Below are 21,257 nucleotides of genomic sequence, written 5' to 3'. Positions count from 1 at the left end.
ACCGCTCTGGCACGCCGATCCCGCTTAAGTTACTTTGCGCGGCCTCGGCCATGAGCCAAGTTTCAGACAGGGATGTCCGGACACCTTTCACGCTGTGTTTGCCGCGTGTCTCACCCCCTGTCATGAGTATCACTCGATGCTGCAAAAATCCCTGAGAGCACAAATCCTCGCCTTGTTGAGCGGCAGCCTGCTGGCCATGCTGTTGATCGCCCTGGCTTGCTTTCACTTTCTGTCCAACGGTGTTCAGAACTACGCGAACCTGATCGAAGGTCCGTTGCACACCTCGCAGTTGATCGATGAAGCCAACCTGCAATTCAAGGTGCAGGTTCAGGAATGGAAAAACGTCCTGCTGCGTGGCAAGCAACCGGCCGACCTGGATAAGTATTGGAAACAGTTCGAAGACCGTCAGCGCGATGTGCAGAGTATTCTCGGCGAACTGGCTGCACAGAAGGGCATCGAGCCACAACTCAAGACCCGCATCGAACGCCTGCGTGATGAACACCGTTTGCTGGGCGCTGCCTACCAGAAGGGCCGTGATGCCTACGTGGCGGCCGGCGCCGACCCAACGGCAGGCGACGCTGCGGTCAAAGGTGTGGACCGTGCGGCCAGCGAACAGATGACCGAGCTGGTCAGCGAATTGCGCAAGCAGGGGACCGAGCAATCGAAGCAGATCAGCGCCGAAGCCGATCGCACCGTGTTGCTGGGGCTCATTGTGATGCTCGCCTCGAGTCTGTTGATCGGACTGTTGAGCCTGTGGCTGGTCAACCGCAACCTGGTCGAACCGATTCGTAAACTGATCGAATACGTCGCGCAACTCAGCCAGGGCAAGTTTGCTGACCGCGTGGCCAGCACCCGTCAGGATGAGCTTGGCAAATTGGCGGTCGCGGCCAACACCTTGCGTGATTTCCTCGCCGAAACCTTCAACCGGTTGCAGCGCAGCGCCAAGGACCTGGACAGCGCCAGCGGTGAACTGAATTCGATCGCCAGCCTCATGGCCAGCGGCACTAACGAGCAGTTCAACCGTACCGATCAGGTGGCCACGGCGATGAACGAAATGTCGGCCACCGCACAGGAAGTCGCCCGTCACGCCGCCGATGCGGCACGCGCCGCCGACGATGCCGACCAGTCCGCCCAGCACGGTGAAAAAGTCATGCAGGGCACCATTCACACCATCACCCAAATGCGCGGCGAAATCGCCAATACCGCCACGGTCATCCGCCAACTGGAAACCGACAGCGGGCGTATCGGCAAGGTGCTCGAAGTGATTCGTGGCATCGCCGAACAAACCAACCTGCTGGCGCTCAACGCGGCAATCGAAGCGGCCCGTGCCGGTGAAGCCGGTCGCGGTTTTGCAGTGGTGGCCGATGAAGTGCGCAGCCTGGCCCAGCGCACGGCGGCGTCGATCATCGAAATCAACCAGATCATCCAGACCGTGCAAACCGGTGCGGTGGACGCGGCTCAGGCGATTGAAAGCGGCCAGTCGCGCAGTGAAGAAAGCGTCGAGCAAGTGACCCAGGCCGGCGCGATGCTGGAGCGGATCACCCATGCCGTGGAAGCCATCCGCGACATGAACCGCCAGATCGCCACCGCCGCCGAAGAGCAGACCTCGGTGGCCGAGGACATCTCGCGCAACCTCACTGAAATCACCAGCATCGCCAGTACCAATCTGGACAACGTGCAGCGCACCGAAGCGGCTGGCCGTAATTTGCATGGGTTGTCGGGGCAGTTGAATGAAGTCACTGCGCGTCTGAGCGCGTGACGGGAATGACGATGTACCGGTTTGCTTACCGAGCCGTTACACAGTCAATCCAGTACGTCGGGAGCGCTGGTCAGCACGACCGCCTGAATCCTGGGTGAATCCGACATGCAAAAAAGCCGCACGATCCGAAGATCGTGCGGCTTTGTTTTATACGCGTATCAGGTGTCTTGCTTGTCGCTCAGGACTTTGCCGGTGGTGGCATCGAAGTCCACGTCGAATTCTTTGCCGTCAGCGGTCTTCAGTTCCACTTCGTACTCGTAGTTGTTGAAGTGGTTGTCCAGGTCGGTGTCGGTGATGGTCGCACCCGGGTGCAGTTTCAGCGCCGCCTGGTTCATTTCTTCCAGTGGCTTGATCTTGCCGCTCTTGACCAGCTCAGGGATCTGGTCGACGCGAACGTCAGCTTGAGCCAGGCCAGCAGTGAGGGTCAGGGCAGCAGCGGTGAACAGGGCAGTCAGGGTTTTCATGGGTTCATTCCTTGGGGTGATCTGTTTAAGTGAGTCCAGATTAACTGTGGCAACTTAATTCACCCTTAATTCCAATGACCGTGTCGTTTGGAAGATTTCGCGGGCAAGCCTCGCTCCTACAGATTCCGGATTTGCCACAAAAATGTCGGCATCCAAAAATCCTGTGGGAGCGAGTGGTGCGGCAATCCGGCTTGCCCGCGAAGAAGTCGACGCGGTGCCGTGTCAGCGACCGATCAGTAGCCGTTGTTCTGCAGCAATTGCGCAACGGTGCCCGCCGCCGGACGTTTGTAGAACTTCAACAGCTCACTGGCGCGGTTGGTGAAGACGCCATCGACGCCGGCGTCCATGACTTTCTGGTAATCCACCGCATCGTCGATGGTGTAGACGTGCACCAGCAGGCCCTGATCGTGGGTGTACTGGTTCATCCACGGTTTCACCAGGTCCGAATAGCTCTGATCGCCACCCTTGGTCAACGCGGCCGAAGGACCGGTGCCGATTGCACCCTGGGCCTTGGCGTACTCGACCCATTGCTGGAATTCGGCTTTGTCTTTCGGCTCCTGCTTGGCGTAGTAAGTCGCTTTGTCCTTGTCGCCGGACTCGGCAAACGTCACTTTGGATTTCGGCTCGATGCTGCCTTCGCCGACCCACAACAGCAGGACCTTCGGCACTTGTGGCATTTCCTTCTCGAGCAGTTCGAGGCTGCTCTTCTCGAAGGTTTGCAGCACGACTTTGCCTTTGCCCTGGCCGACGGCCAAATTGCTTTTCGCCAGTTTGGAACCGGCCGGGCTCAGCCAGCCGCGATCCTGCAATTTATCCTTGAGGTCACTTTCGATACCGGGGAATTGTTTCGGCTCTTTGGTTTCGATGTACAGGCCGGGCTTGTGCAGCGGATTGCCTTGGGCGATGTCGATGATTTCATCGAGGGTCAGGATTTTCAGGCCGACGAAGGCCGGGCGCGCGCGATCCGGGTACGCGGTGTTGAACCAGCTGCCGGCATCCAGGGTTTTCAGTTCGGCGAGGGTGAAGGCGTTGGCCGGGCTGTCCTTGCGATCAGGGAATTTCGTGGCGACGTCGGTGGTGCGTTGCAGGTTGTTGTCGTGCAGGGCGAACAACACGCCGTCCTTGCTGCGTTGCAGGTCCAGTTCCAGGTAGTCGGCGCCCAGGTCGCGGGCCAGTTTGTAGGCGGCGGCGGTGGATTCCGGTGCATCGAAGGAGGCGCCACGGTGGGCGATCACTGCCGGATGCGGGATGCCCAAACGGGTCGCCAGGGCAGTCGGGCTGGGCTCGTTGGCGGCCTGTGCCTGGCCGAGGCCGAGCAGCACGCTCAGCAGAAGGGCGCTTTTGGTGAAGGTAACAGGCATGGTCGAGGTCCTTTCGCGATGAGTTTTCAAAGACGTCTCTTTTAACAACTGAGCGCCCCGAGCGCTATCGCCAGACCGACATAAACGTGTTTAAAGCAGAATTTTTCAGCGCTTTTGTGCGGTTCTTTGCAGTACTCTTGGCCCAGGCGTTTCCCCGGCAGAGGGAAATCCGACTCCCCAGCCTTGCGTGTAAACCATCGATCACCGGTCGTTAACGACCTTTTGTGAGGTTTATATGCGCATCACTTCCGAGCTTATCTGCCAGGCCGCCGACCAACTCAAAGGCTTCGTCGGCCTCAATCGCAAGACCGGCCACTACATCGTGCGTTTCAGCGAAGATTCGTTTGGCATGGACGTGGCGGATGACGGGATTATTCCCACCAGTGAATTTGTCTGGGCGCCGGGGCCGGAGCAGGCCATGACGCTCAAGCGTGAGCTGATTCAGTTGTTGCTGGATCAGAATATCGATGACCGGATCAATGTGACCGAGCCGTTGCGGGTGTACATGAATCGGCGGGAAGTGCCGGAGATTGCGGCGGTGCGGAGTCTTGTTCAGGGCTGAGTTTTGTAGTGTTTGTGCTGGCCTCATCGCTAGCAGGCTAGCTCCCACATTGGTTTTGTGTACGACACTTATCCCCCTGTGGGAGCTAGCCTGCTAGCGATGGCGGCCTAAAGAACACTGCATCGCTTTACTGCTTGAACCCATACGCCCGCTCAACCTTGCACACCCGCGTATGACACGCCGAATACCACGTAGACCGCCCCCGCTCACGAATCTCACTGTGCTCAGGATGATGCTTCCACGCCAGGATCGCCGCCTCGCTGGCCCAGTAGGAAACAGTAATCCCCAGCCCATCCTCGCCCCGAGCCGATTCCACCCCGAGAAACCCCGGCTGCTCACGGGCCAGTTCCACCATCCGTTCGGCAGCCTCGGCGTAACCCTGATCGCCGTCGGTGCGCAGGGAGGTAAAAATCACCGCGTAGTACGGCGCTGTTGGCGTATCGGCCATCATGGTTTTTGCCCTTCGCAGGCTTCGACCAATGCGCGGACCAGCGGCGGCAGTGTGCCCTTGAGCGCGGCGCGTTCCGGCTGGAACAGGGTGGCGACGAAGAACGGATGCCCTTTGAGCTCCACCGCCCGCAATTCGCCGGTCGAGTCATGGCCAACGGCGCACAGCTGTTGAGTCAATAACTCACGCTCGAACTGCGGGTTCACGCCATAGCGGCAGCGATATCCCTCAGCGATCTCAGCACTTTCGTACGCCTTGGCGATCAACGAACCTTCAACCAGATGAATGCTGTCCGTTGCTTCCACCAATGAGCAGGCCAGCGGCGTGAGTAACGCGCGGGCGGCATCGGGATGGGTTTCGCCGTGCTCGGCATCTTTCCAACCCAACACGTTTCGGGCGAACTCAAGCACCGCGTGTTGAAACCCGCCGCAGGTACCGAGGAACGGTCGCTGCTGCTCACGGGCAAAACGAATCGCCCGCAACGCGCCGTCGATGTCGCGGTATGGGCTGGCGGGCACGCACCAGAAACCGTCGAAGTGGTGTAAAGGGGTGGCGGCGTTTATGTGATCGGTTGCCAGCCACTGAAATTGCACATCCAGATTCAGCTGTTCGGCCGCCATGCCGAGCGCGACGGGAATGGCTTGGTGGGCGGTGACCTGTGGGTCGTAGTCACCGATCAGGGCGAGGCGGATTGCACTGGTTTCCATGAGTGATCTCGACGCTTGTTGATTGCTGGCGCCCACTATAGATTGGCGTTCACGCACTCAATATTGGCGTTAACCCAAGTGATCAATGCAGCGACGCACTATCGGCTCGACTACCCAGACCTGGCGCTGATCCTCGCCTTGGTGCGCGGCGGCTCTCTGGCCCGGGCCTCGGCGTTGTTGAAGGTCGACGTCTCGACGGTGTTTCGCGCCGTTCGCCGACTGGAAGCTGCACTGGGCCAGCAACTGTTCGAAAAAAGCCGCGCCGGTTACCTGCCGACCACGCTCGCGCAGACCCTGGCCGAGCAAGCCGAGCGCGCGGAACAAGCGTTGGACGCGGCGCGCATTGGCGTGGAGCAGGGCGGTGAAGTCATCAGCGGCACGGTGCGGCTGACGTGTACGGATTCTGTCCTGCAAGGGTTGCTGCTGCCGGCGCTGGCGCAGTTCATGCCGTCCTACCCGGCGCTGACCCTTGAGCTGAGCACGTCCAACGACTTCGCCAACCTCAGCCGCCGCGATGCCGACATCGCCTTGCGCCTCACCCGCACACCGCCCGAACATCTGGTCGGCCGACGTCTGGCGGACATTTCCTACCGGGTCTGTGCCAGCGCGGCGTACCTGAAATCGGTCGATCCTGAAGACCTGGCCTCACTGACCTGGATCGCGCCGGATGACTTTCTTCCCGACCATCCCACCGTCGCCTGGCGACGCCAGCAATTGCCCGGCGTGACGCCCGGTTATCGCTGCAACAGCATGCTGTCGGTGACCGAATTGGTGCGGGCCGGGCTGGGCGTCGCGGCGTTGCCGGACTTTCTGATCGGTGACCCACTGCAACCGCTGACCGGCCCGTTGCACGGCTACGACACCGCGCTCTGGTTGCTCACCCGTCCGGACTGCCGCGCGTTGCGCTCAGTGGTGACGTTGTTCGATGAGCTGGGGCGGGCGCTTCGATTGCCGTGACCGGGTGCTAATCCTTCGGATGATCTTTCACTAAATGCTGATGCATTTCCGAGGTGAGGTTTTCAATGCGTTCGGTCAGGGTCTTGGTCATTTCCGTCAGCCGGGTGTTCTGCTCAAGCAACTCCATCAGTTGCGCGGTGTTCTGCGCCGCTTGTGCCTGACGTTCGCTGTTGGCCACGGCGATGGATTCGCGGTGCAGGGCGTCGGCGTCGGACTGGGCTTTGTCCCGCGCAGCCTGACGGGTCTGGGCCAGCAGAATCAGGGGCGCGGCATAAGCCGCCTGCAGGCTGAACGCCAGGTTGAGCAGGATGAACGGATAAACGTCGAACTGAGTCACGCCAAAGACGTTAAGGCATATCCAGAGCACCACGATCAACGTCTGGGCACCCAGAAAGGTCGGCGTGCCGAAGAACCGCGCAAAGGCCTCGGCGCGCAGGGCAAATTTGTCGTTGCCGAACGTCGGCGCCAAGTGAGCGTGGGCGCGGTGAAAGCGCAGGTGATCGACGGCGACGGTGGGTTTGGATTCGTGGGTCGGGGTGGTCATGATGCTCTCTGCATGGCGCTGGGACTGACGCTCACTATAGCCCCAGCGTCAGTTTCATTCTGAAACACATTGCCGTGTTTTATTCAGAGCGACCCGTGATCGATCAATCGGCAGAGCGTGTCATTTTTTGCAGCTCTATTCAGCGCTGATAACAAGCCAGGAACATGTCCAGCGCCGACTCCACCACGGTGCTCTGCATCTCGTCCGACAACGCCGGGAGCCCCATGGAAATCTGCGGCCAGAACGCAAAGGATTTGAGCATTCCCTGAATCTGCTGAGCGGCGAATTCGGGGGCGACCGGTTTCAGTCGACCGTCCGCCTGAGCTGCGCGGATCCACACGGTCAGGCCTTCCTCACGCTCACCCATGCGGGCGACCATGTTCTGCGCGCGCTCGGGAGAGTGAATGGTGGCGGCGATCGCCACCCGTGCCAGATCAAGAAAATTGTCATCACCCATCATCTGCAGTTTCGCCTGCAACATCAGGCGCATTTGATCGCGCAGCGGCAGGTCAGGGCGGTAGGGTGATTCCTGTTCGGCCGTTACCCGCGCCCACAGTTGATTGAGGATTTCGGCGAACAACTCTTCCTTGCTGGGGAAGTGGTTGTACACCGTGCGCTTCGACACGCCGGCGGTGGCGGCAATCTTGTCCATGCTGGTGATGTCGAAACCGTTGGCACGGAATTCGGCAATCGCCGCCTGGATGATGGCTTCGCGTTTTCGGTCGGTGAGGCGCTGTGGAGCTGTCATAAGTACGCTTCGGCAGTCGGCAGAGAAGAATTACACTCGGCAGTTTACTTGTGATCCGCTTTGATGCAACCTTGAAACTACACTGTGCAGTGTAATGTTTTGTTAATCCTGTGCAGTGAAGAATAGAATCTCCGGCTGATGCGTGCGTGCTTTGGCCATTTATCGTCCCACCGTGAAATGCCGCTCAGTGCGGTTTTTCAGGAGTTACTCATTCATGGCCAACTCAATTTCCTCTACGGACAACGCCTCCACGCCTGAAGCCTCCCGCCAGGCAGAAGGGCTCTTCCGCAATCATTCGCCGGTGCAGCGCGAAGGCTTTCGGAAAATGGTGCGCATCATGTGGAAGATGATCTTCGACAAACCGCGCAACACCCGTCCGACAGCGCCCGTGCCGGTGCAAGCCTTGACCCAGGCGGCGTTGATCGCTGCGCCCAACCACAGCGTCTATCGCCTCGGTCACTCCACCGTGCTGCTGAAACTGCGGGACAAATTCTGGATCACCGACCCGGTCTTCGCCGAACGCGCCTCGCCGGTGCAATGGGCCGGTCCCAAGCGTTTCCACCAGCCGCCAATCAGCCTCGAAGAATTGCCGCCGATTGAAGCGGTCATCCTGTCGCACGACCACTACGACCACCTCGATTATCAAGCCGTGCTCAAACTGGCGAACAAGGCCAAGTACTTCCTGACGCCACTGGGCGTGGGCGACACCCTGATCAAGTGGGGCGTCGATGCCAGCAAAGTGCGCCAACTGGATTGGTGGCAGGGCACGGAAGTCGATGGCATGCAGTTCATCGCCACACCGTCGCAGCACTTTTCCGGGCGCGGCCTGTTCGATGGCAACAGCACGCTCTGGGCTTCGTGGGTGATGATCGACGGCGACACGCGCATCTTCTTCAGCGGCGACAGCGGTTATTTCGATGGCTTCAAACGCATCGGCGAACAGCACGGCCCGTTCGACCTGACCCTCATGGAAACCGGCGCCTACAACGTCGAATGGCCGCACGTTCACATGCAGCCAGAGGAAACCCTGCAAGCGCACATCGACCTCAAAGGGCGCTGGTTATTGCCGATTCACAACGGCACCTTCGATTTGTCGATGCACGCCTGGTTCGAGCCCTTCGACCGGATCCTCGCATTGGCCTGGGAACGTAATGTGTCGATCACCACGCCGCAAATGGGCGAGGCGTTCAACGTCATGTATCCGCAGCGAGGGAATACCTGGTGGTCCGGACTGGAAGATGAAAGCGATCAGGTCGCCACTCAGAACGCTTGATCCTCTACCGTCGGGCCGCTCGCCATGGAGCGGCCCACGATCTTCGCCACCGTCAGGTCGCGAACATTCCCGTCGAGAATTTCATCCAGTTCACCCGCTGACAGCCCCAGCCTTTGCGCCGCTTCCGCCTTGCCCAACTGACCGGTGTCGAGCAGCATGCCGATCTTCATGAGGTATTCGGCCTTGGCCCTCATCTGCCCCGCACCGGCATCACCCGAAGACGAATTACCGCGCCTGTCGCATTCATTGATTCCATTCATCTGCTGACACCTCACTCAACCATCGCGTAGTCCGCCCGACCCACCGGATCAGGCGTCGACCCTCTCACATTCATCCCTCGACCCGGCGCAAACCCCGGGAAGAACACCAACCCCTCAGATTCAAACCGATACGCCAACGCCAGCCGGGTGACATCCAGCACATCGCGTTCGGCCTCAAATCGCGTAATGGCGTCCACGGAGACCCCGGATTCCTCCGAGAGCTCTTCCACGCTCCAACCCAGCATCGCTCGGGCCTGGGCACAGTGGGATGGGGTGAACTGGAAAAGGGCGATACGTTCCAGGGTGATTTTCATCGCAAGAGAGGCCATGGTGTTCTCCGGGCTCGAGAGTGCTAATCCAAAAAGTACTGTTGTTTTGTACAGTTGTTTTGCGCCCGGATCAAACTCATTTTTTGATTTTTGCTATGTCGCGCCCTCCATCCAGACGGACGGTGCCTGCCCCAATACGCGGCGAAACATGGTCGAGAATGCCGCCGGGCTGTCATAACCGAAATCCAGCGCAATACGCGTCACCGGGTCGCCCGCAGCCAGTCGTGCCAAGGCCAGCACCACGCAAGCCCGCTGGCGCCATTGGCTGAAACTCAACCCCGTTTGTTGGCGGAATAGCCGGTTAAGCGTGCGCAGGCTGATGTGCAATTGATCGGCCCATTGCTGCGGCGATTGATGCGCATCGGGCCGCTGCAAAAAGCCTTGGCACAACCCCAACAACCGCGCATCGACCGGTAACGGAATGTGCAACGGCAAGTGAGCACTGCGCGCCAGTTCATGCAGCAACAAATCGATCAGTGCGCCATCGCGTCCGGCCTCGTCGTACGCCAGCGGGATCTCCACCGCCTCCATCAACAAATGCCGCATCAACGGCGACACACTGATCACCTGGCAACGCGGCCCCAGATCAACCGCACCAGGTTCAATGTACAAACTGCGCGTGCTCACCCCCAGCATCAACACCTCATGCGCCACCCTCGCTGGAATCCACACCGCCCGCTGCGGCGGCACGACCCAGTTGCCGTCGTGCGTACTGACCTGCATCACCCCCGTGGCGCCATACAGGAGTTGAGCCCGCCGATGCGTATGACGGGGCAACACATGGCCGTGGGAATAATCCGTACCGATCGCCACCACTGCGCGCGGTGTGTCATCCAGCAAATTGATCGAAACATTGCGCATTGAGCGGCTTCCAACAGTTGGCGTAAACGCGAACATTATTGGCTGACTTGCTGAAGCAGGCCAAGGCGCATCGCTCTATTGTCGACCGCTCTCAATCAACGGACGACGCGTGATGTTTTATCTCTTATTGGCATTTTTCGGCTGCATGACGGGTGTCACGGCGGTGCTATTCGGTTTTGGCGGAGGCTTCGTTGTGGTGCCATTGCTTTACCGCATGCTCACCGCCAGCCACGGCCCCGACGATCCTATCGGTCAATCGGCGATGCACATTGCCGTGGCGACCTCGACCTGCGTGATGATCGTCAACGCACTGATCGCCACCGGCAAACACCGTCGCGCCGGCAATCTCATTCGTCATTATCTGTGGCCGCTGGGCGGGTTCATCGGCCTGGGCGCAATCGTCGGAGCAGTCGCCGCGATGTGGGTGAGTGGCGAGGTGATTCGTTATGCCTTCATCGCGTACCTGGGCGTGACCATCGTGGACTGCCTGTTCAGACGTGGTTTTCTGACAGCGTCCGACACCGCAATCCCACGACGATTGGGGAGGGCGGAAGTGTCGGGTGGTGGCGTAGGAATCGGCGCGATCGCGACGTTTCTTGGCGTGGGCGGGAGTGTCATGACCGTGCCGTTGTTGCGACGGTGCGGGTTGAGCATGAGTCAGGCGACGTCCATGGCTAATCCGTTAAGCCTGCCGGTGGCGTTGGCCGGGACGCTGACTTACATGGCGATGGCGGGGGTCATCGCGTCTGATCTGGGACCGTGGTTTATCGGCTATGTGGATCTGCTGGCGTTTGCGGTGTTGACGATGGGGGCGTTGGTGGGGATTCGATTGGCTACGCCTTGGATCGGACGGATTCCGGATCAGTTACACGCCAGGGTCTATATTGGATTGTTGATAATCGTGATGCTGAGCATGACGGTACGTTAAGTCCGCTGCGCGGCATCGCTCATATCTAGTAAAGGAGGATGCCATGTCGATATCCGACAGTGACTGGAAGAAGTACCAGGAACTCCACGAACTGGCGCTGGACCGCTTCTGCCAAGGCGTACTTGCTGATGCTCAGACCATCACTCAAAACGAATCTTTATCAGCTCATGCGCGATACCGTACGCTCTATCGCCTGATGCGAAGTCGGGACAAGGATTTGGCGAGCGCATTCAACACGGGTCGACGCTCAGACGTCTGGTTATCCTTAATGTTGATGGTTGCGTATGACCTGCTCAGCGATGAGGAATTGTCAGTTCTGAGCGAGGAATTACGGCAGCGAATTTCTGACGCTGTTCGCCAGCCTTATGAGATCGAATGGGCTACAGACTCATAGCATTTTTCAAACATTGACCAGAGAGCCAGGATGTTGATCTTCAATTGCACCGAAGCGGCCAGCAAATTTTTTAGTCGTGTCCACAAGGGCAAAACAATCACGCCTGTGCAGAAACCGCCGTCGCCCGTTATCGAGGACGATGAGCCACTCGAATCCGCCGAACAATGGCTGGTCCACGCCATCACCGTCCAACGCAAACACGTGTTGTTCGTCATCCATGTGCAAGCCCGTTATTGCATGATTTTCGCGGACGCGAAAAAAGCGGATGTCGACGGTTTTGTTCATCGTTTTGCCGAGCGTTGGATAAACGGGCTGATGCGCCATGCGGGGCATCACGACATCCTTCGCTGGATCGATGACGAGCCGATGATGGAGCGTTTTGTGAAGAGTTGCGGGGAGTACGTGTTTTACAAACGCGGTCATCGTGGTGCGCAAAAACACCTCAATGAAATCGCCTGGGTGTTTGAGGACTGTGCCGCCGAATGGGGTACGTTGCCCTCGGACGAGTTCTCGGCCGCGCGCTTCGATGGCGATATGAATGACACCCCGAGAGGTAGCAAAGGGCACAAGGACTATTACTTCCCCGATGAGGAAATGATCGTTCATTGGTTGCGACGTTATGGAGGCTTGGATGAGTCTGCGATTCAGGCTGCCCGTGAAAGGCGCAAGGAAGTGAAGCGTGAGATACGGGCGTTTGAAAGGCAGCTTAATCTCGAAGCGCAATGAGCCGTTCGTGATCCTGTCTTTTAACCCTTGAGTCCCGGCGCCTCACGAATAATAAAGTGATCCAGGTTCTCGATATTCGCACTGAACACCCCGAACGTCTGCTCGGGGTTTTTCTTGCTCGGCACCTGCTTCAACTCCGGCGTCACGCCATAAAAGAAGCAATACAACTGCGCTTCACTGTCGATGGCATGCTTGATCTCTTCCAGAAACGCTTTGCGTTTGCGGTAGTTCTCGATCAGCTTCTTGCTCAGGTAAACATTGACTGAATAAGGCTTCTTCTTCGCCTCGTCCGCTTGCTTGAACCAGACCTTCTGCTCGAAATCGATGCGAAAGCTCTGGGTGTAATCCTTGATCTCCTTGATCTTGCCCCAGTAAATCAGCCCCTTGTTGTCCGTCAGGTATTCGATCTTCTTGAAGAACGACCCATAAGGCGCCGTGTGCTCGCCAATCTTCAGCGGCATGCGCTTGAGCAGGTCCTTGTCCTCGAAGTTCGACACGAAGCACTCCACCGGATGAGCGAAGACACTGGTCTTGTCCGGCGCCGATTCATGGCTCGGGTGTTCTGTGTTGCTAGCCGCAGTGGTTGGCTTCGGATCGTCCCGCACCCCATCCGCCGCCACCGCAGGGTTCGACGGCTTACGCACATACTCACGCCGAGTCAGCAACAACTCCGACGGGAAATGCTCCTCGCGACTGTCATCCGTTTCCCCACCGTCCGCATCCACACCTGACGCCGACGCCTTGAGACTGACATAAGGACAATCCGCCACATGCCGGGTGCTGGGCGTGTTCTTGAAGTGCGGGGTGCGAACGTAATTCACGTTTTTGGCGTTGAACGTCGTCAGTACATTCGCCGCATCGAAGGCCAAACGACAGGCGTCGTTGGGGCATTGGAAGTGTTCCTTGGCGGAGTCGAACTCCATGGTTTCGTCGAAATTGAGATCGCGCACGTCATAGATCGACAGCTTGTCGTCGAGGCTGAGGCAGTAGGCGAGGTCGAATTTCATGGTGGGCTCGGGTCCTTGAGTGGGGAAGGGTATTAATAGCGGGAGGCGGGGCGGGTTGCACTGAATGTTTTCAGGTTGATGCGGAATCTGTGGGAGTGAGCCTGCTCGAGATTGGCAGCATCAACCCAATCCTGGATTCCGGCACCATCCCCACAGCAACAAATCCCTTTGGTGAGTGGAGTTTGTGCGGTCCCGCCTTTGTAGCTGAGTTCGGATAGGTGAGTTCGCCGGACGCTTACAGTAATAACTACTCGGCATACGGAGAGTCTGGCTGGTCGGCCTTTCATCTTATATCGGGCTGTCAAGCGAACGGCACATTGGTGCATCGATTGCAGGGGGCCTGGAGCTTTGGAGTCGAAAGCGGCCGTGGTGCTGCCGGGCGGTAATGTGTTTCCTCATTCTCTTGCGGCAGGTTGCATTGGTGAGAATTGCAGGAGGTTATTCGCGACCATTGTTCAACAAGCGCAGAAGCCAAGCCTCCTGCTCGGCAGGATACTTTAGCTTTGGCTATCCTACATATCTTCGACTGGCATCCCTTCTTCCGCCATTCGCTTCACAAGCAGCTTAACTGCGTTCTTCTCCGGCCTCGCCAAGTTGATGTTTCCTGATCCGAGCTTCTGAAGGGCCCTGTCAGCCTTTGGCGACAGAAATCTACGCTGCTCGGCAGTTCGCCGTATAATTTCGGCCTTGGGCACGAGCATGTGAAGGAGCACGTCGAAGTCGATTTCACGATCGATCCTTGCAGACGACGTGGCTTCCTTTTTCTCTTGTGTCATCTCATTTGCGTCGAGCACCAGATGATCAGGTACGAATCGAACGTTAAACTCTGCAGCCTTGATATTTTGCCAGCAAAGCTCCATTTTGCAGTACTCACCGACGTCCCGAACATTTGCAGAAGTACTTCTGAAAGCGGCAGCAACCTGTGGGGCAAGAGAGGCGATAAGCTCTTGAAGTTCCTCTGGGACGGATTGAGTATTCCAGATTTGCCCCCAGTTTAGGCTTGCCTTTCCTCGGTGATCGATCTCCTCGGTGATCCAAGAAAGTGTGTAGGCAACTGTCTGGGATTTATAGCCGCGGTCATCTTTGTACCAGTCGGAGCCAGCAACATGTTTGTCGGTCCAGCGGAATATCAGCCCCATCGCGCAAGCATTTCTATACCAAATTTCGTTAAATTGGGTAGGCGCGGACTTCCATGCCTTCGCGGTTTGATCAGCGAAGGCCATGAACGCTTTTTGTGCTCCTCTGGATACAATGTAAGGCTTCTTTTCAAAACTCAGGACATATTTCGCAAGGTCGGTCTTTTCGATAAGTTTATCCCTTGGATACTCCAGCTGATATTTTCTCTTTCCTGCCACGGAGGCGTACGCCATGCCGTCACGGTACTGCCCGCGCGCGCGCTCATAGAACCATTTGTCGCCAGTCATCGCGCCGTTTTGAGGCGGTGCGGTCAAAATCCGGGAGTAACGCTCCATTTGCAGATGGAACGGATGGCTCGAGAAGAAGTCTGCCTCTGATATACGATTCTGAGTGTTGGCGTACCGCGAAATTTTTGGTACTACCTGCTCGATATGGGCAGGTGGAACTACTGAGAGCTTCATTTGCACATGGACACGCTCGAGCGGTGAATTTGCGACATCCTTTGCGTATAGGATAGACGCCGTCGTCTGGCCGCCATTCACGATTTGAAGGTTATGAATAGCTGCGATTCCTAGCTGCCCGTCTTCGAGTGTCTCGAGCTTAACCGCCGATGCGGTGGCGGTTAGGCCATTGTTGTAAGCAAAGAACATCTCCGGTGCTTTCTTAATCGTATCCAGAATACCCTTGTTCACCTTCGTTTTAGCCTGGAGATAGGTCCGGACGTTCTGTTCGAGCAGTCGCGCTCCGTAAAGACCGTAGATTTCAGCAAGCACTGGGCCTGGAATGGCAAGAAGGTAGGATTGATGTTCCTCGGTGTTTGTCGAGGCCTTGAGGCAGGCGATAGGCGCTCCGGCAATGTCTGCGACATTGACTTCGATAGACTCTGGAATTCGAAAGCTTTTTTGGATTTCGAAATAGCGAATCGCGTCAAGCACGCTATAAACAATAGGCAGTCCGCCTACTTGCTCGTCCAGCTGCGGCGGACGTTTGGTCGCCAGACGGGCGTTGGAAAAAAGGATTATGCGAACTCTCTTGATGAGATCACATGCTGAGTAGATGGGATAGGCCGCAGCAAACGCTGGGCTTGTTTCTTCAATTGAATTGATAAACTCCGATGAACAGGCGTTCTCGAAGAAGGCGGTGGCTTGCTTGAACGCTGAGGTCAGGCGGTCATTATGTAGCGGTTCCAGGTCCGTTCCGTCCCGGTAATCGCAGACGGCGAGATAAAGCGTTCCGCGATCGGTATCCAGCCCGTAACCGTCGATTCTGTATGGCCGCCGTCCACCTTCCTTGTGACTGTGAGTGTACTCCAAGTCGATGGTGTCACCGTTGTCTGACGCTGCTGCGGCATAGAGCTCGAAAAAAGCCTCTTGCTGGAAGACGCCCCGTGCCTCCGCTTCTAGAAGAATATCCTCTCTTAGGGCATCGAATGCTTGCTGCGACTCGCTCATACTTCGATTCCCTCGAAGGCATCATCTTGGCTGATGATGAAGGGAGCGCAGTCGCTCACGCGAATGCTGTAGTTAACCATCTCTACTCCGGGGCGGAGATCGCTGCGCTCGATACGAGGAAACTCATTGGACACCTCATAGAAAATTCGCTCAACGAGAATCCAGCTTTCCTCGTTATATTCCGGCTGCTCCTGATATCCCGCTTCCAGTAGAGCTATCTCAAAGAGTTCCAATGCGCCTGCGCCAGCCTCGGCAAAGGCGTCTCTAATCTCTGAAACAAGAGCATTGAGAGTCCTAGCCGCTGGGGCGGCGGATGGCAGCGGGGCGATGCCCTGATTGCAGAGCAGGATCCGTCCCTGAACTGGATCGAGTTGATCTTCGGAAGAAATCCGGATTCGCCGGTCGGCGGTCGCCACCTGCGTCTTGACTTCAAAGATGGTGCCGGCGATCACAAAATCCTGCTCATGACCGCTAGGGCCATTCCAGCATGTGATGGCGGTATTCCAGCCGATGCGGTCACCAAGAACATCTCGCAGAAACAGCAGTTCACCGACTAGGCCAATCCGCTCGCCTTTTGACAGTAGGCAGTCGGCCCTACGGCGTAGCATCTCCTGCCAACGGTGGACCTCCTTGATGGCTTGCAGCAGCCCCTTTCCGGACTGTGTTGGTGCAAGCTTTTCGGTCGCAAGCATGAGGCTCTTGCACATAAGGGCGAAATTTCGGAAATCGACAGCATCACTCAGGCTCAGCACTAATCTTGAACGCCCAGCGGCCACCGTATGGACCTCGCAGGTCACTGCCGACATCTTCGGCAGGTCAAGCCCCCCGGGCTCCGCGAACTCGACATCGAGCTGGAAGACAAAACATCCCTGAAAGTCGCGGCCGATCCTGAAATCGAGAGGATGGCTGCTGTCTGCAAGTCGAATGTTGTAGAAGCCTGGATCAGTTGGCGGGACGATCGCTTTCCATTCACTCAGCATCCTGAGCCTCCATCATCGCTTCGGAGTCATCGTCTTCTTCAGCGGCAAAGTGCTCAAGTTGCTGTCGATAGACAGCATTCACTTGGTAGGTTCTCTCTTTGGCGGGTTTACAGGTCTCGGGCATGCAGAAGGAAAGCGTGACGATGGGATTGTCAAGTTTGAGATCGTCGTCACACTCGTCTCGATCGTCGCGTAGGTTCGCACTGAACACATGCACCAACATCATCGGTCGCTCACGTACAGAGCAGGCGGCGCGTTCCTTCTTGTAGTTTTCAGCCCGGAAGGCAGCATCCGCCGCCGCCTTTTGTGTGTCGGACAGGCCGATCTGCGCGTCCCCGGGATCGGCGACGCGGTTCTTGCTGCCATATACTCGATAGGCACCCTTCTGAACTGTTCCTTGATCCCGAGACCTCAGATTGACCTTCTGACCAGCAAATGGAATAGAGTCGCCCGACTGGCGCATAGGAAGTACTACATCCCATTTTTCGAGTTCATCCTTGACGCGGTCCTGAACATAGTCCCCGAGAAGGGATGTGTCGGAAATCACCGAGAGATCGGGATGATCCACGAACTGGAATTCGCGCATGAGACCGAGTACGTCGCGACCGCCTGCGGCCCAGCGAATGTAGCCCTTGTGTGTTTCAGCGGGGTTTCCTAGTGCGATGAGAAATTGTTCAACCGCGTTGCGATGTGCCTTTCCGATGACAGGATCATTTGGAAGCGCGAAACCCTCGATGTGACGCGCGGAATAGTCCTGAGCGATTTTGAGCTTCTCAGCCGTCCGCATCTTGTTTGCCGCAGTTACCCGGATGGCGAGCGGGCTCTGCCGGACTTTAAGGCCGAAATCGCGCGGCGTGCGGCGTGCGGCCTGCATGCGTTTGATCTCGCTTCTCAATTCTTCGGTCGCCTCGTCCACAAATTCGTAATGGTCGAAGGAAACCTGCGGCAGATAGAGGCGGCAATATTCCTCATACCCCGGTCGGTAGCCGAACCAGCGCGCCATCTGCATAAGGGTATCGCTCGCAGTAGCGTTCCGCAGGAGATAGGATACCGTCAGACCTTCGAGCGTTAGGCCGCGCGAAAGCGCTAGCCCGCCGATGGCGATAACATGAAGACCTTCTGATTTGCGCAATGAATAATCGAGCTTGCCACCCCGCATATTGACGGTGCGGACTGCGATGGACTGGACACCCTCATTGAGGACTTCAAGCAGATCGTGCCAGTTGAGCCCAGTGTTACCGAACTCGACCGTGAAACTGTTTTCGAGATCATCCATGATGTCATCGTTGATCTCGTCAAGCGGCAGCGATGCATGGACCGAGATCGCGTCCTTGATCTCCGTCAGATATTCGTAAACGAGTCCGAGAATCTTGTCCTGGATGGCATTGAATCGGCTGACGTTGATCATCATCGAACAGTGGGTTTTGCCCTTATCTTGGAATACCCTTATGGCCCTTGTAATGCAAAATACACGGATCGCGTGGCGCAGACTTTCCGGTATGTCGGCAACATTGTCTCCGCTTCTGTGCCTCAGCGGCAGCAGCGCTCGATAGTCATCGATGACCTTGACCATGCTCGGACGTAAGTCACCGCCCTCGCGGAAAATTCGATGTGAACCTACATAATTGGTAGGCGGATCGAGCGCCTTGATAAAGTTTCCGGGAAAAAGGTCATCCGTCTCCATTTCCTCCGTCGTTTCCGGGTCGATGAAGATGTTGGCAAACGGTGTAGCGGTATAGCCGATATATGCCGAGCGCGGAAATCGCGACAGAATCTGTCGAATGACTCCGTTGATGGCGGTAGTCCGCTTGGGGTCACTGGCCGTGTTGATCGACGCATTGTCGGCTTCGTCGTCGATCAGCAGAAGTGGCAGATCATAGCCGCCGGTCTCTCCCTGTTTCTCGATCCAGTGTGCGAGACGTTCAAGGATGGATTTGTTTTTTTTGGTTATAAAGATCATCGGCTCCTGATGACCTGACAGGCCGAAATATATTCCATCCGTGCCGCTCGAGAAATCGGCTACCCGAGTTGTGCCGTAGGAGGGGATTCGCCGCGTCGCTGCATAATTCTGGATCGGCAGCGACTGCTGTGCAGCCGCGCCAAACATCGAGACCTTGCCAATGAATGTCTCGTCAATTCGCTCCTGCGTCTGGGCACGCAGCGAGTTGGTTATCCCTGCAAGTAGAATGATTACACGGTAGCCCGCGTCGGCTGCCTTGCAGATCAGAGCAGAGTAGTTGGTGGTCTTGCCCGACTGGACATTTCCCATGACCATGCCGCGAACTGCGCCATAAAATTCGTCTTTCGGATTGCCGCATTGGTCGAGAATTTCATCCGTGTCGGAGTCGAGGGTAGCCAGTACTGGCGACGGGAGAATTCCCGTCTCTAGATAGTATTTGCGTAGGCGGTTCCAGTAATAGAAATCAAGTCCCGGCCGCGTTGTTGCCAGCCAAGGCCGGTGACCCTTGGTAATAACCGCCCCCCGCTTCTGGGTAACCGTAAAGCTCGCTTCCAGTTCGCGGATAATCGCATTGATGGCTGGTTCATCAAGGTGCTGAAACGGTCCATCGCGAACGATTGAAGTGATTGCACCTTCGGGTAACCCTTGTCCTTGGGTAATGTCTTCGCCATATTGCTTGGCGATAATCGAGCGGAAATACGCAAGTTCGCTATCAAACATTTACGACCACCTTTTGTCCTTGAGGTGTTTTACGACGAGGTCGGCTTGACTAGCCCACGGTTCAGTTGATGCAAGAAGATCACGCAGCGCTTTCATGTCGCCGCCTGAGTGGAGCAGTAGTGAGGGGAGCGCTGTGTCGAGTTTGTCGAGAAATCTGTCCTTGTCTAGTACGCCCTGATTCATCATTTCCGGGCGAGACAAATAATCCTCGCCGATGCTTACAATTGGGAAGCAGTCCTCGATGATTCCGAGCGCTGCCGCAAAGGCTTTGGCTCTGTCTCTATCCTCGTCCTCTAGCATACCGGCGATCAGCGGATGCTCGCGGTTGACATAATAGCGAACCTCACCGTTTCGCACGTATTTCGCCCAGACCGACGTTTTCCCGGCTCCTTCGCGGATTCGCCCGCCGCGGGACTGAAATACCTTTCCCGATCTTCTCTTGAGTCCGCCGATGATGTCCTTCAAACGGCTCTTGAGCCCCGAGGGGAGCTGTGCGTCAGCCTTGTCGAGCGTAATCTTCCATATCGCATCGAGGGCGTTGGGGATGTTGACGGCGATCCGGACAAGTTGCGACAACTCGCCGTGCCTCACCAGTCGAAACCAAGTCCCGTGTATGATGAGCCGGTGCTGCCGATAGACATAGAAGCCTTGATTGCGAACGAAACCTTCTTCACCGCTGAGCTGATCGTGCTCGCCCGCAGTTAACTTCGAATAGTGCGGTAGGATGAAGGCCTGCACCTCAATAGGCTGGCCGTCGAGGTTAAGCGTTTCCTTCGGCTGGGCCTGCGTCGCATCATGGTTGCGCAGGAAAGGATCTGTCGGCTTCAGCGCGCTACCATTGAAACTGATTCTGAGTTTCCGAAGACCTTCCTCGCCTCCCAAATAACGATGGAAGATGAGCGACAGCTGCTTTTGGGCATGCGCGACTAGATCATTGAAGCCTTTGCCGCCAACTTGGCCATATTCGGACAGGCGATCGCATATGCTCCAGATAATCTCCGTCCCGTCGCGCTCAAACAGCCGCTGATCGGCCTGAGCTGCGATCTCATCGGGCTCTAGAATCCCCATTTTCCAGTCGGCAATATCATCCAGATTCCAAGACGCGCCGGACAGAGCGCCATTCTGTCTCGTGATGACGGTCAAGTGCCGGCATTGTGAAAGTGAGGCCGACTTCATGCCCCACCCGAAACGGCCGAGGTCATCAGGATCCCGTTCCTCATTGGGATTGGTGCTGGCGGGTTTCATCGCCCGGAGAAGTTCGACCGCCGTCATTCCTAATCCATCGTCCAGAATCCTGACCTCGGGCCCATCATCCTTCCGGATGCATTTGATATCGATGCTGTGGGCTCTCGCCTTGATGCTATTGTCGAGAAGATCGGCAAGTGCACTCGACAGGTCGTAATTCCCAAAACTACGCGCCGACGTCATCAGCGCAGACGCGTCAGGAGGATTATTTACGTGCCTCATATATCCCCCACTCAAATCGCCACAAGGCGCTGGGGAAAATCCCCCCTGCTTAAAGATTTTTTGTCTTCGACCAGCCCGAGCGGATCTGAAATTCGGCTGTTGTCGATAGCCTTCGAATGTGGCACCTGTCACTTAGAACCCGAATATAGTAGCAAATTGCCTTTTTCGCTGCTCGCAGACGTCCATATATGTGTGGGCGAGTCTGTTCGCGATT

At 57.0% G+C, this 21,257-nt stretch carries 21 protein-coding genes; 7 read left to right on the top strand and 14 right to left on the bottom strand.

Features of this window, described 5'->3' with window-relative positions; all coding sequences use genetic code 11:
* The first annotated feature begins 136 nt into the window (after positions 1–136).
* The gene (locus tag ACA053_RS22010) at positions 137–1,759 is read left to right on the top strand and encodes a methyl-accepting chemotaxis protein (protein ID WP_497393700.1); all 1,623 of its coding nucleotides are present in this window, start codon (positions 137–139) and stop codon (positions 1,757–1,759) included.
* Positions 1,760–1,917: 158 nt separating this feature from the next.
* Here the strand turns inward: ACA053_RS22010 and ACA053_RS22005 are convergent, their stop codons facing one another.
* Positions 1,918–2,223, bottom strand: a complete 306-nt coding sequence (locus ACA053_RS22005) for a PepSY domain-containing protein (RefSeq protein WP_010457288.1) — start codon at positions 2,221–2,223, stop codon at positions 1,918–1,920.
* A 233-nt stretch (positions 2,224–2,456) separates the two neighbouring features.
* Positions 2,457–3,584: a glycerophosphodiester phosphodiesterase gene (locus tag ACA053_RS22000; RefSeq protein WP_497393699.1), complete on the bottom strand. Its 1,128-nt coding sequence runs from the start codon at positions 3,582–3,584 to the stop codon at positions 2,457–2,459.
* A 235-nt stretch (positions 3,585–3,819) separates the two neighbouring features.
* Here ACA053_RS22000 and ACA053_RS21995 point away from each other — a divergent pair, with 235 nt between their 5' ends.
* On the top strand, positions 3,820–4,146 hold the full coding sequence (locus ACA053_RS21995; protein WP_109634146.1) for a DUF2025 family protein: 327 nt from the start codon (positions 3,820–3,822) through the stop codon (positions 4,144–4,146).
* A gap of 127 nt (positions 4,147–4,273) precedes the next feature.
* On the opposite strand, the gene ACA053_RS21990 is transcribed toward ACA053_RS21995, so the two are convergent.
* Both ACA053_RS21990 and ACA053_RS21985 read right to left on the bottom strand, forming a co-directional pair.
* Positions 4,274–4,597, bottom strand: a complete 324-nt coding sequence (locus tag ACA053_RS21990) for an antibiotic biosynthesis monooxygenase family protein (protein ID WP_497393698.1) — start codon at positions 4,595–4,597, stop codon at positions 4,274–4,276.
* Positions 4,594–5,301 carry a CTP synthase C-terminal region-related (seleno)protein gene (locus tag ACA053_RS21985; RefSeq protein ID WP_497313121.1) on the bottom strand — a complete coding sequence of 236 codons (708 nt, stop codon included), beginning with the start codon at positions 5,299–5,301 and terminating at the stop codon, positions 4,594–4,596. Before ACA053_RS21985 ends, ACA053_RS21990 begins: the two co-directional genes overlap by 4 nt.
* A 15-nt stretch (positions 5,302–5,316) precedes the next feature.
* Between ACA053_RS21985 and ACA053_RS21980 the strand changes: the two genes are divergently transcribed.
* Positions 5,317–6,258 carry a LysR family transcriptional regulator gene (locus tag ACA053_RS21980; protein WP_497393696.1) on the top strand — a complete coding sequence of 314 codons (942 nt, stop codon included), beginning with the start codon at positions 5,317–5,319 and terminating at the stop codon, positions 6,256–6,258.
* A 7-nt stretch (positions 6,259–6,265) separates the two neighbouring features.
* On the opposite strand, the gene ACA053_RS21975 is transcribed toward ACA053_RS21980, so the two are convergent.
* Both ACA053_RS21975 and ACA053_RS21970 read right to left on the bottom strand, forming a co-directional pair.
* A complete protein-coding gene (locus ACA053_RS21975; RefSeq protein WP_497393695.1) occupies positions 6,266–6,802 on the bottom strand; it encodes a DUF1003 domain-containing protein in 537 nt (178 codons plus the stop codon).
* Between the two features lie 139 nt (positions 6,803–6,941).
* Positions 6,942–7,550 carry a TetR/AcrR family transcriptional regulator gene (locus ACA053_RS21970; protein ID WP_497393694.1) on the bottom strand — a complete coding sequence of 203 codons (609 nt, stop codon included), beginning with the start codon at positions 7,548–7,550 and terminating at the stop codon, positions 6,942–6,944.
* A gap of 214 nt (positions 7,551–7,764) precedes the next feature.
* Here ACA053_RS21970 and ACA053_RS21965 point away from each other — a divergent pair, with 214 nt between their 5' ends.
* A complete protein-coding gene (locus tag ACA053_RS21965) occupies positions 7,765–8,823 on the top strand; it encodes an MBL fold metallo-hydrolase (protein WP_497393692.1) in 1,059 nt (352 codons plus the stop codon).
* On the opposite strand, the gene ACA053_RS21960 is transcribed toward ACA053_RS21965, so the two are convergent.
* From ACA053_RS21960 to ACA053_RS21950, 3 genes are all read right to left on the bottom strand, one after another.
* A complete protein-coding gene (locus ACA053_RS21960) occupies positions 8,811–9,083 on the bottom strand; it encodes an XRE family transcriptional regulator (RefSeq protein ID WP_497393691.1) in 273 nt (90 codons plus the stop codon). The genes ACA053_RS21965 and ACA053_RS21960 overlap by 13 nt on opposite strands.
* An 11-nt stretch (positions 9,084–9,094) precedes the next feature.
* Positions 9,095–9,412, bottom strand: a complete 318-nt coding sequence (locus tag ACA053_RS21955) for a helix-turn-helix domain-containing protein (protein WP_109634132.1) — start codon at positions 9,410–9,412, stop codon at positions 9,095–9,097.
* 93 nt (positions 9,413–9,505) lie between these two features.
* Positions 9,506–10,273, bottom strand: coding sequence for an AraC family transcriptional regulator (locus ACA053_RS21950; RefSeq protein ID WP_497393690.1), 768 nt, complete (start codon positions 10,271–10,273; stop codon positions 9,506–9,508).
* 112 nt (positions 10,274–10,385) lie between these two features.
* On the opposite strand from ACA053_RS21950, the gene ACA053_RS21945 reads away from it, so the two are divergent.
* From ACA053_RS21945 to ACA053_RS21935, 3 genes are read left to right on the top strand one after another with little or no spacing between them, the layout of a single operon-like run.
* A complete protein-coding gene (locus tag ACA053_RS21945) occupies positions 10,386–11,201 on the top strand; it encodes a sulfite exporter TauE/SafE family protein (RefSeq protein WP_497393689.1) in 816 nt (271 codons plus the stop codon).
* 43 nt (positions 11,202–11,244) lie between these two features.
* A complete protein-coding gene (locus tag ACA053_RS21940) occupies positions 11,245–11,595 on the top strand; it encodes a hypothetical protein (RefSeq protein WP_109634127.1) in 351 nt (116 codons plus the stop codon).
* 30 nt (positions 11,596–11,625) lie between these two features.
* Complete coding sequence (locus ACA053_RS21935; RefSeq protein ID WP_497393688.1) at positions 11,626–12,321, top strand: DUF6933 domain-containing protein; 696 nt, start codon at positions 11,626–11,628, stop codon at positions 12,319–12,321.
* Between the two features lie 20 nt (positions 12,322–12,341).
* Here the strand turns inward: ACA053_RS21935 and ACA053_RS21930 are convergent, their stop codons facing one another.
* The 5 genes from ACA053_RS21930 to ACA053_RS21910 all read right to left on the bottom strand — a co-directional run bounded on the left by ACA053_RS21930 (position 12,342) and on the right by ACA053_RS21910 (position 21,004).
* Complete coding sequence (locus ACA053_RS21930; RefSeq protein WP_497393687.1) at positions 12,342–13,328, bottom strand: hypothetical protein; 987 nt, start codon at positions 13,326–13,328, stop codon at positions 12,342–12,344.
* A 512-nt stretch (positions 13,329–13,840) separates the two neighbouring features.
* Positions 13,841–15,916 carry an AIPR family protein gene (locus ACA053_RS21925; RefSeq protein ID WP_497393686.1) on the bottom strand — a complete coding sequence of 692 codons (2,076 nt, stop codon included), beginning with the start codon at positions 15,914–15,916 and terminating at the stop codon, positions 13,841–13,843.
* Positions 15,913–16,896, bottom strand: coding sequence for a PD-(D/E)XK motif protein (locus tag ACA053_RS21920; RefSeq protein WP_497393685.1), 984 nt, complete (start codon positions 16,894–16,896; stop codon positions 15,913–15,915). The genes ACA053_RS21925 and ACA053_RS21920 overlap by 4 nt, the downstream gene beginning before the upstream one ends.
* On the bottom strand, positions 16,886–19,576 hold the full coding sequence (locus ACA053_RS21915) for a Z1 domain-containing protein (protein WP_497393684.1): 2,691 nt from the start codon (positions 19,574–19,576) through the stop codon (positions 16,886–16,888). Before ACA053_RS21915 ends, ACA053_RS21920 begins: the two co-directional genes overlap by 11 nt.
* Complete coding sequence (locus ACA053_RS21910) at positions 19,577–21,004, bottom strand: ATP-binding protein (RefSeq protein WP_497393683.1); 1,428 nt, start codon at positions 21,002–21,004, stop codon at positions 19,577–19,579. It abuts the gene before it with no gap.
* Positions 21,005–21,257 lie beyond the last annotated feature (253 nt).

The sequence above is a fragment of the Pseudomonas sp. LBUM1672 genome (assembly GCF_059695655.1).
Note: the sequence above shows the minus strand (reverse complement) of the source record. Positions and strands in the feature narration are given on the sequence as shown.

Bases quoted from the DNA above. Each gene is read 5' to 3' on its own strand.
- ACA053_RS21920 (WP_497393685.1), bottom strand. From the start codon at position 16,896: ATGCTGAGTGAATGGAAAGCGATCGTCCCGCCAACTGATCCAGGCTTC.
- ACA053_RS21915 (WP_497393684.1), bottom strand. From the start codon at position 19,576: ATGTTTGATAGCGAACTTGCGTATTTCCGCTCGATTATCGCCAAGCAA.
- ACA053_RS21935 (WP_497393688.1), top strand. From the start codon at position 11,626: ATGTTGATCTTCAATTGCACCGAAGCGGCCAGCAAATTTTTTAGTCGT.
- ACA053_RS21945 (WP_497393689.1), top strand. From the start codon at position 10,386: ATGTTTTATCTCTTATTGGCATTTTTCGGCTGCATGACGGGTGTCACG.
- ACA053_RS21960 (WP_497393691.1), bottom strand. From the start codon at position 9,083: ATGAATGGAATCAATGAATGCGACAGGCGCGGTAATTCGTCTTCGGGT.
- ACA053_RS21955 (WP_109634132.1), bottom strand. From the start codon at position 9,412: ATGGCCTCTCTTGCGATGAAAATCACCCTGGAACGTATCGCCCTTTTC.
- ACA053_RS22010 (WP_497393700.1), top strand. From the start codon at position 137: ATGCTGCAAAAATCCCTGAGAGCACAAATCCTCGCCTTGTTGAGCGGC.
- ACA053_RS22005 (WP_010457288.1), bottom strand. From the start codon at position 2,223: ATGAAAACCCTGACTGCCCTGTTCACCGCTGCTGCCCTGACCCTCACT.
- ACA053_RS21975 (WP_497393695.1), bottom strand. From the start codon at position 6,802: ATGACCACCCCGACCCACGAATCCAAACCCACCGTCGCCGTCGATCAC.
- ACA053_RS22000 (WP_497393699.1), bottom strand. From the start codon at position 3,584: ATGCCTGTTACCTTCACCAAAAGCGCCCTTCTGCTGAGCGTGCTGCTC.
- ACA053_RS21985 (WP_497313121.1), bottom strand. From the start codon at position 5,301: ATGGAAACCAGTGCAATCCGCCTCGCCCTGATCGGTGACTACGACCCA.
- ACA053_RS21990 (WP_497393698.1), bottom strand. From the start codon at position 4,597: ATGATGGCCGATACGCCAACAGCGCCGTACTACGCGGTGATTTTTACC.
- ACA053_RS21970 (WP_497393694.1), bottom strand. From the start codon at position 7,550: ATGACAGCTCCACAGCGCCTCACCGACCGAAAACGCGAAGCCATCATC.
- ACA053_RS21950 (WP_497393690.1), bottom strand. From the start codon at position 10,273: ATGCGCAATGTTTCGATCAATTTGCTGGATGACACACCGCGCGCAGTG.
- ACA053_RS21925 (WP_497393686.1), bottom strand. From the start codon at position 15,916: ATGAGCGAGTCGCAGCAAGCATTCGATGCCCTAAGAGAGGATATTCTT.
- ACA053_RS21910 (WP_497393683.1), bottom strand. From the start codon at position 21,004: ATGACGTCGGCGCGTAGTTTTGGGAATTACGACCTGTCGAGTGCACTT.
- ACA053_RS21940 (WP_109634127.1), top strand. From the start codon at position 11,245: ATGTCGATATCCGACAGTGACTGGAAGAAGTACCAGGAACTCCACGAA.
- ACA053_RS21995 (WP_109634146.1), top strand. From the start codon at position 3,820: ATGCGCATCACTTCCGAGCTTATCTGCCAGGCCGCCGACCAACTCAAA.
- ACA053_RS21930 (WP_497393687.1), bottom strand. From the start codon at position 13,328: ATGAAATTCGACCTCGCCTACTGCCTCAGCCTCGACGACAAGCTGTCG.
- ACA053_RS21965 (WP_497393692.1), top strand. From the start codon at position 7,765: ATGGCCAACTCAATTTCCTCTACGGACAACGCCTCCACGCCTGAAGCC.